The sequence below is a fragment of the Glaciibacter superstes DSM 21135 genome (assembly GCF_000421145.1).
Lineage (GTDB): Bacteria > Actinomycetota > Actinomycetes > Actinomycetales > Microbacteriaceae > Cryobacterium > Cryobacterium superstes.
In genome coordinates, this window is the sequence record NZ_ATWH01000015.1 from 123,704 (window position 1) to 132,418 (window position 8,715).

General features: G+C 56.7%; 3 protein-coding genes and 3 rRNA genes. 4 read left to right on the top strand and 2 right to left on the bottom strand.

The features are described 5' to 3' along the window. Window positions 1–13: 13 nt before the first annotated feature. Together K323_RS27505 and K323_RS0119955 are read right to left on the bottom strand one after the other, a co-directional pair. Complete coding sequence (locus K323_RS27505; protein ID WP_022887034.1) at window positions 14–628, bottom strand: hypothetical protein; 615 nt, start codon at window positions 626–628, stop codon at window positions 14–16. After that, on the bottom strand, window positions 625–1,323 hold the full coding sequence (locus K323_RS0119955) for a DNA-binding protein (RefSeq protein ID WP_022887035.1): 699 nt from the start codon (window positions 1,321–1,323) through the stop codon (window positions 625–627). Before K323_RS0119955 ends, K323_RS27505 begins: the two co-directional genes overlap by 4 nt. Before the next feature lie 165 nt (window positions 1,324–1,488). Between K323_RS0119955 and tyrS the strand changes: the two genes are divergently transcribed. The 4 genes from tyrS (at window position 1,489) to rrf (ending at window position 8,701) form a co-directional block, all read left to right on the top strand. Next, window positions 1,489–2,790 (top strand): tyrosine--tRNA ligase, encoded by a 1,302-nt coding sequence (gene tyrS / locus K323_RS0119960; RefSeq protein ID WP_022887036.1) that lies wholly within the window; start codon window positions 1,489–1,491, stop codon window positions 2,788–2,790. A 516-nt stretch (window positions 2,791–3,306) separates the two neighbouring features. Further along, window positions 3,307–4,841: ribosomal RNA gene (locus K323_RS0119965) — 16S ribosomal RNA — on the top strand. A 493-nt stretch (window positions 4,842–5,334) separates the two neighbouring features. Further along, window positions 5,335–8,464: ribosomal RNA gene (locus tag K323_RS0119970) — 23S ribosomal RNA — on the top strand. A gap of 120 nt (window positions 8,465–8,584) precedes the next feature. Continuing rightward, a 5S ribosomal RNA gene (gene rrf, locus K323_RS0119975) occupies window positions 8,585–8,701 on the top strand. Together the 16S, 23S and 5S rRNA genes form the textbook arrangement of a ribosomal RNA operon. Window positions 8,702–8,715 lie beyond the last annotated feature (14 nt).

The window sequence follows — 8,715 nt, forward strand, 5'->3', positions numbered from 1 at the left end:
CCGCCCGCGCTGATCAGATGACGGCGAAGTGCACGAGGGCTGCGCAGGCGCACGCCCAGATCAGGCTGGCGAGGGTGCCGATGATGAACCGTTCCCGCGCTTCGGCTGCTGCCAGTTCGGTGAAGCGACCGACACCCTTGATCGCGACGATCACGGCAATGCCTTCAGGGAAGCCGGCCAGGATTGTGCCGATGACTGCGAGCCGCTCGAGCACACCGATGGCGAGCCCACCGCGCAGCACTTCGTGCACGGCATTCCCCGCGGAAGCCAGGGCGTCCGACCGGGCGAATTCGCCGTTGTTCTCGACCATGATTCCGCCGTGGGTGCCGGCCGGAACCGTGTTTCTTGTCGCGAGCTTCAGCGAGAGCACGGCCATGGGGCCGCCGCCGACCACGGCCAGTGCGATGGCGACCAGCCCGAGCACCATGTGGACGCCGTTCAGGTCGCCGGGTGCCGGTATCACCGCGATGAACACCGCGGCAGCGAGTGCGCCGGCCGAGATGATCGCCCACGTGCGCTTCTCGAAGCGGAATGCGATCACGGCCGCGGCGAGGGAGCCGAGCGTCACCAGCAGCAGCGCGAGCCAGTAGAGGTATGTCAGCACATCGAAGTGGTGCAGGAGGGTCATTCGTCCGGTTCCGTTCCGCTCATGGCGTGATCGAGGTTCTCCAGAAGCCTAACGAGTGCCGGGCGTGCTGACTCCTCGACTTTCCACAGCGACGCCTTCACCCGCTGGCTGACGGCTGCCGCAGAAATGCCCAGGCGATCGGCGACGTCGACCTGGGCGAGGCCGTGGCGCAGCGAGTCGACAACCTCCCATCCCTCTGAGGTTCGGCGCTGGCGCAGCAGCAGCAGCATGGTGATCAGCGCCTCGACCTCGTCGGTGTTGAGGGTGTTCGTGTTGAGGGTGTTCGTGTCGAGGGTGCTCGCGTCCGCGTTACCAGATGAGCGCGCTGGGTGACGGATGCCGGTGGCCGGCTCAGTCTGCAGGGCGAACTTCGCGTCGGCCCTCTTCGCCCTCGTGACGGCGTCCCGTGCCGCGATGAATGCACCACCTGCGGCTTGCCTCGTTGCTGCCGGCAGGGGAGTGCGCACGGAACCGATCCCGAGACCGACGCTCCAGTATCCGGTGCGGTGGATCGCGAGCACAGCGTCGAGCGCAGCCTGTGCGTATGGAATCAATATCTGGATCTCATCGCCAGAGGTCTGGTCGGGCGGAAGCGTGAAGGTACCCTCGAAGCGCGCCGCGAGTTCTTCGATGAGCTCTCCGGCGCGGTCTCGATCATTGCGACTGTCAACCTGGTCGGCGGTGATGACGAACATGATGAGCTTCCATCCTTAATTGTTTAAAATCAAGCCTATAACCTAAAGTAACACAAATTAAGCATTACACCTTAATCATTTCACACGACGGCTGAATCACGGCCTCCTCGCCACCGATTCGTGGGTGAGCAGTGACAGTGTGACCGCGCTGGTAATCTGGGCTGCGTGTCAGACCCCGTCATCCTTGCCAACCAGACCAACGATCCCGCCTTCAGAAACGTGTGGGACGACCTCATCTGGCGCGGCCTTGTTCACGTCTCGACTGACCAGGCGCAGTTGAAGGAACTGCTCTCGGGTGAGCCGATCACCTTCTATTGCGGCTTCGACCCCAGTGCGCCCAGTCTCCACCTCGGAAACCTGGTGCAGCTGCTGGTCATGCGACGCCTGCAATTGGCGGGGCACCGACCACTCGGTCTCGTCGGCGGATCGACCGGCCTGATCGGTGATCCCAGGCCGACCGCCGAACGTGTGCTCAACACCAAAGACGTCGTTGCGGAGTGGGTGGGATACCTCCGCGCTCAGGTGTCGCGGTTCCTGAGCTCCGAAGGTGAGAACTCGGTCACCATGGTGAACAACCTGGACTGGACGGCGCCGATGAGCGCCATTGATTTCCTGCGCGATGTCGGCAAGTACTACCGGGTCGGCACCATGCTCAAGAAGGATGCCGTCAGCACACGGCTGAATTCCGACGCCGGAATCAGCTTCACCGAGTTCAGCTACCAGATATTGCAGGGCATGGACTACCTCGAGCTCTACCGCAATTACGGCTGCGTGCTGCAGACCGGCGGCAGTGACCAATGGGGAAACCTCACCAGCGGAACCGACCTCATCCATCGCGCAGAGGGGGTGAGCGTTCACGCCATTGGTACGCCGCTGATCACGAACAGCGATGGAACCAAGTTCGGCAAGAGCGAGGGCAATGCGATCTGGCTTGACCCGACTCTCACCAGCCCGTATGCCTTCTACCAGTTCTGGCTCAACAGCGATGATGCCGATGTCATGTTCCGGCTGAAGGTCTTCACTTTCCTGCCACGTACGGAGATCGAGCGCCTGGAGAAACTGGTCGAGTCCGAACCGTTCAAACGCGAAGCGCAACGGGCGCTGGCCTGGGAAGTTACCAGCCTGGTGCACGGGACCGAAGCGACGGATGCCGCGATCAGCGCCGCGCAGGCGCTCTTCGGGCAGGGCGACCTGGCCGAACTCGATCAGATAACCCTCGAAGCTGCGCTCCGGGAGTTGCCGAACACTACGACGGCCCCGCACGCCACGGTGGTGCAGCTGTTGGTGGACACCGGGCTGAGCGGGAGTTTGGGGGAGGCACGGCGGGCCATCGCGCAGGGCGGCGTATACCTCAACAACACCAAGGTGAGTGAGGACGACGTGACCATCGACAGCGCGGTTCTGCCGGGTGGATTCGCCGTACTGCGTCGGGGTAAAAAGACCCTTGCCGGTGTGTTCGTCGAGTAGTCGTCCGGCGCAAATTTCCTGGCGCAGGAGGCGACACGCCCGGGATGCGGTCGCAATTTGCACGGGTACCGGAATCGCCGTAATGTAATCCCTTGTCACCCCAAAGGTGCGAGAAGCGGAAGAGCTTCTCGGCTTCAAGCGGGACCACTCCCAAGTACAGAACACAGCGAAGATATTCGCCGTGGATAGTGCTTGATGAGTTTCGGAACGACTCCTAGCGGAGAAGGGCCGGAACGAAAGAAACACCGTAGAGAAGTTGCCCCATTGCGATGGCCGGGAGGTCTGAGGTTGGGGTGTCCGATCCTTGAGAACTCAACAGCGTGCACTATGTCAAATGCCAAAAACCTCGTCGTTGGACTTCGGTCTGATGAGGAGATTCCTTTGGAAAAGATTAATGGATAGAAGCAAGTCAGTAATGATTTGTTCTGTCAGTTTCAAACTTGTGTTTGGTTCGCCTATTCCGGTGGCCTTTCACACTAGATGTGACGCTGGGTTCGCCTGGTTGTCTGTCAAACATTTACGGAGAGTTTGATCCTGGCTCAGGACGAACGCTGGCGGCGTGCTTAACACATGCAAGTCGAACGATGAAGGGGAGCTTGCTCCTTGGATTAGTGGCGAACGGGTGAGTAACACGTGAGTAACCTGCCCTTGACTCTGGGATAAGCGTTGGAAACGACGTCTAATACCGGATATGACAGCTGACGGCATCGTCTGGTTGTGGAAAGAATTTTGGTTGGGGATGGACTCGCGGCCTATCAGCTTGTTGGTGAGGTAATGGCTCACCAAGGCGACGACGGGTAGCCGGCCTGAGAGGGTGACCGGCCACACTGGGACTGAGACACGGCCCAGACTCCTACGGGAGGCAGCAGTGGGGAATATTGCACAATGGGCGCAAGCCTGATGCAGCAACGCCGCGTGAGGGACGACGGCCTTCGGGTTGTAAACCTCTTTTAGTAGGGAAGAAGTGGCTCTTTTTTGAGTTGTGACGGTACCTGCAGAAAAAGCACCGGCTAACTACGTGCCAGCAGCCGCGGTAATACGTAGGGTGCAAGCGTTGTCCGGAATTATTGGGCGTAAAGAGCTCGTAGGCGGTTTGTCGCGTCTGCTGTGAAATCCCGAGGCTCAACCTCGGGCCTGCAGTGGGTACGGGCAGACTAGAGTGCGGTAGGGGAGATTGGAATTCCTGGTGTAGCGGTGGAATGCGCAGATATCAGGAGGAACACCAATGGCGAAGGCAGATCTCTGGGCCGTAACTGACGCTGAGGAGCGAAAGCATGGGGAGCGAACAGGATTAGATACCCTGGTAGTCCATGCCGTAAACGTTGGGAACTAGATGTGGGGGCCATTCCACGGTCTCCGTGTCGCAGCTAACGCATTAAGTTCCCCGCCTGGGGAGTACGGCCGCAAGGCTAAAACTCAAAGGAATTGACGGGGGCCCGCACAAGCGGCGGAGCATGCGGATTAATTCGATGCAACGCGAAGAACCTTACCAAGGCTTGACATATACGAGAACGCCGCAGAAATGTGGAACTCTTTGGACACTCGTATACAGGTGGTGCATGGTTGTCGTCAGCTCGTGTCGTGAGATGTTGGGTTAAGTCCCGCAACGAGCGCAACCCTCGTCCTATGTTGCCAGCACGTTATGGTGGGAACTCATGGGATACTGCCGGGGTCAACTCGGAGGAAGGTGGGGATGACGTCAAATCATCATGCCCCTTATGTCTTGGGCTTCACGCATGCTACAATGGCCGGTACAAAGGGCTGCGATACCGTAAGGTGGAGCGAATCCCAAAAAGCCGGTCTCAGTTCGGATTGAGGTCTGCAACTCGACCTCATGAAGTCGGAGTCGCTAGTAATCGCAGATCAGCAACGCTGCGGTGAATACGTTCCCGGGCCTTGTACACACCGCCCGTCAAGTCATGAAAGTCGGTAACACCCAACGCCGGTGGCCTAACCCGTAAGGGAGGGAGCTGTCTAAGGTGGGATCGGTGATTAGGACTAAGTCGTAACAAGGTAGCCGTACCGGAAGGTGCGGCTGGATCACCTCCTTTCTAAGGAGCATGTGCAGTCTCGTGGAGTCTTTGCTGTTTACACGGAGTGAAGCGAGAATTAACTGCCAAGTTGTACCAGCCTGTTCGGGTTGGACAACGCTCATGGGTGGAACATTGACATAGATGCCGGATGAAGTTCGCTTCACTTAGTACGCCCCAGTGTTTATTCACTGTCGGTTGGAATGGTGGGGTGGACGGGGGCTGGTATACCGCACGCTGTTGGGTCCTGAGGGACCGGGCCGGCCATTGGGTTGGACTGTTCCTCTGGACCTTTTCTCGTTTCCATTACTTGGGGCGGGGGAGGGTACCGCCCGTACTTTGAGAACTACACAGTGGACGCGAGCATCTTAGATTCGAGACTTCGGTCTCGAATCACAAAGATTGAGCCGGCGAAATCGTTCAGCCTTTGGGTTGTTCTTTTTTGTTGGCTCTTTCATTGGTCAATTTCTGTCGCGAATTTATTCGTGACCTTAATCGATTCGAACTCATGTGATTTCAAATTTCTAAGAGCAAACGGTGAATGCCTTGGCATGTAGAGCCGAAGAAGGACGTAGTAATCTGCGATAAGCCTCGGGGAGTTGATAAACGAACTGTGATCCGAGGATGTCCGAATGGGGAAACCCCGCCAGGCCCGTGAGGTGATCTGGTGACTCCCGCCTGAATATATAGGGCGGGTAGAGGGAACGTGGGGAAGTGAAACATCTCAGTACCCACAGGAAGAGAAAACAATAGTGATTCCGTTAGTAGTGGCGAGCGAACCCGGACGAGGCTAAACCGATTATGTGTGATAGCCGGCAGGTGTTGCATGGTCGGGGTTGTGGGACTTTTCTGCTGTCTCTGCCGAGATGGTGAGGGTTAGAGCGTTGTATAGGCGAACAGGATTGAAAGCCTGGTCATAGAGGGTGCGAACCCCGTAGCCGAAATGCAGTAATCGCCCGAAGAGTATCCCAAGTAGCACGGGGCCCGAGAAATCCCGTGTGAATCTGTCAGGACCACCTGATAAGCCTAAATACTCCTACATGACCGATAGTGAACAAGTACCGTGAGGGAAAGGTGAAAAGTACCCCGGGAGGGGAGTGAAATAGTACCTGAAACCGTTTGCTTACAAACCGTTGGAGCAGCCTTGTTGCTGTGACAGCGTGCCTTTTGAAGAATGAGCCTGCGAGTTAGTGATATGTGGCGAGCTTAACCCGAGAGGGGAATGCGTAGCGAAAGCGAGTCTGAATAGGGCGATTCAGTCGCATGTCCTAGACCCGAAGCGAAGTGATCTATCCATGGCCAGGTTGAAGCGTGTGTAAGAGCACGTGGAGGACCGAACCCACTTCAGTTGAAAATGGAGGGGATGAGCTGTGGATAGGGGTGAAAGGCCAATCAAACTTCGTGATAGCTGGTTCTCTCCGAAATGCATTTAGGTGCAGCGTTGTGTGTTTCTTGCCGGAGGTAGAGCTACTGGATAGCTGATGGGCCCTAAAAGGTTACTGACGTTAGCCAAACTCCGAATGCCGGTAAGTGAGAGCGCAGCAGTGAGACGGTGGGGGATAAGCTTCATCGTCGAGAGGGAAACAACCCAGACCACCAACTAAGGTCCCAAAGCGCGTGCTAAGTGGGAAAGGATGTGGAGTTGCACAGACAACCAGGAGGTTGGCTTAGAAGCAGCCACCCTTGAAAGAGTGCGTAATAGCTCACTGGTCAAGTGATTCCGCGCCGACAATGTAACGGGGCTCAAGCACGCCACCGAAGTTGTGGCATTAGCATTTTTGGTAAGCCGCCACCTTGTGTGGTTGGTTCAGCCGTGTTGATGGGTAGGAGAGCGTCGTGTGGCCAGCGAAGCGGCGGTGTAAACCAGCCGTGGAGGCCACACGAGTGAGAATGCAGGCATGAGTAGCGAAAGACGGGTGAGAAACCCGTCCTCCGAAAGACCAAGGGTTCCAGGGCCAGGTTAATCCGCCCTGGGTAAGTCGGGACCTAAGGCGAGGCCGACAGGCGTAGTCGATGGACAACGGGTTGATATTCCCGTACTGGCGAAAAACCGTCCGAACCAATCCAGTAATGCTAAGTATCTGAATCCCGCCGACCAAAGCCTTCGGGTGGAGGGGGTGGGCCTAGCGTACGACCCTATTCTGGTGCGGTTAGCGTATTAACAGGTGTGACGCAGGAAGGTAGCTGAGCCGGGCGATGGTTGTCCCGGTCTAAGGGTGTAGGCCGAGAGATAGGCAAATCCGTCTCTCATGAAGGTTGAGACCCGATGGGTACCCCGTAGGGGGGAAATCAGTGATCCTATGCTGCCAAGAAAAGCATCGACGCGAGGTTTTAGTCACCCGTACCCCAAACCGACTCAGGTGGTCAGGTAGAGAATACTAAGGAGATCGAGAGAATCGTGGTTAAGGAACTCGGCAAAATGCCCCCGTAACTTCGGGAGAAGGGGGGCCTGAGGCGTGAACGGATTTACTCCGGGAGCGTTTGAAGGCCGCAGAGACCAGTGGGAAGCGACTGTTTACTAAAAACACAGGTCCGTGCCAAGTCGCAAGACGATGTATACGGACTGACGCCTGCCCGGTGCTGGAAGGTTAAGAGGAACGGTTAGCACTTCGGTGCGAAGCTGAGAATTTAAGCCCCAGTAAACGGCGGTGGTAACTATAACCATCCTAAGGTAGCGAAATTCCTTGTCGGGTAAGTTCCGACCTGCACGAATGGCGTAACGACTTCCCAGCTGTCTCAACCGCGAACTCGGCGAAATTGCATTACGAGTAAAGATGCTCGTTACGCGCAGCAGGACGGAAAGACCCCGTGACCTTTACTACAGCTTGGTATTGGTGTTCGGTGTGGCTTGTGTAGGATAGGTGGGAGACTGTGAAGCTTGGACGCTAGTTCAGGTGGAGTCACTGTTGAAATACCACTCTGGTCATATTGGATATCTAACTTCGAACCGTGATCCGGTTCAGGGACAGTGCCTGGTGGGTAGTTTAACTGGGGCGGTTGCCTCCTAAAAAGTAACGGAGGCGCCCAAAGGTTCCCTCAACCTGGTTGGCAATCAGGTGTCGAGTGTAAGTGCACAAGGGAGCTTGACTGTGAGACTGACAAGTCGAGCAGGGACGAAAGTCGGGACTAGTGATCCGGCAGTGGCTTGTGGAAGCGCTGTCGCTCAACGGATAAAAGGTACCTCGGGGATAACAGGCTGATCTTGCCCAAGAGTCCATATCGACGGCATGGTTTGGCACCTCGATGTCGGCTCGTCGCATCCTGGGGCTGGAGTAGGTCCCAAGGGTTGGGCTGTTCGCCCATTAAAGCGGTACGCGAGCTGGGTTTAGAACGTCGTGAGACAGTTCGGTCCCTATCCGCTGCGCGCGTAGGAAATTTGAGAAGATCTATCCCTAGTACGAGAGGACCGGGATGGACGAACCTCTGGTGTGTCAGTTGTTCCGCCAGGAGCACCGCTGATTAGCTACGTTCGGAACGGATAACCGCTGAAAGCATCTAAGCGGGAAGCCGGCTTCGAGATGAGATTTCCATCCCTTAGGGGGAGAGGCTCGCAGCTAGACTACTGCGTTGATAGGCCGGATGTGGAAGTGAGGACTAAAGACTCATGGAGCTGACCGGTACTAATAAGCCAATAATTTGATAACACTTCGTTCGAATCGAAGATGCTACGCGTCCACTATGTGGTTCTCGATGTACGGTCGAGAACCAAACACACAACATCACGTTGTGCTTGTTTGATTCACTTTGATTAACATCACAAGTGTTTCGGCGGCTATAGCGAGAGGGAAACGCCCGGTCACATTCCGAACCCGGAAGCTAAGACTCTCTGCGCCGATGGTACTGCAGGGGGGACCCTGTGGGAGAGTAGGACACCGCCGGACTTAACTTAGAAACA

Excerpts from the sequence above, each read along its gene's own strand:
- K323_RS27505 (WP_022887034.1), bottom strand. The coding sequence starts at position 628 with ATGACCCTCCTGCACCACTTCGATGTGCTGACATACCTCTACTGGCTC.
- K323_RS0119955 (WP_022887035.1), bottom strand. The coding sequence starts at position 1,323 with ATGTTCGTCATCACCGCCGACCAGGTTGACAGTCGCAATGATCGAGAC.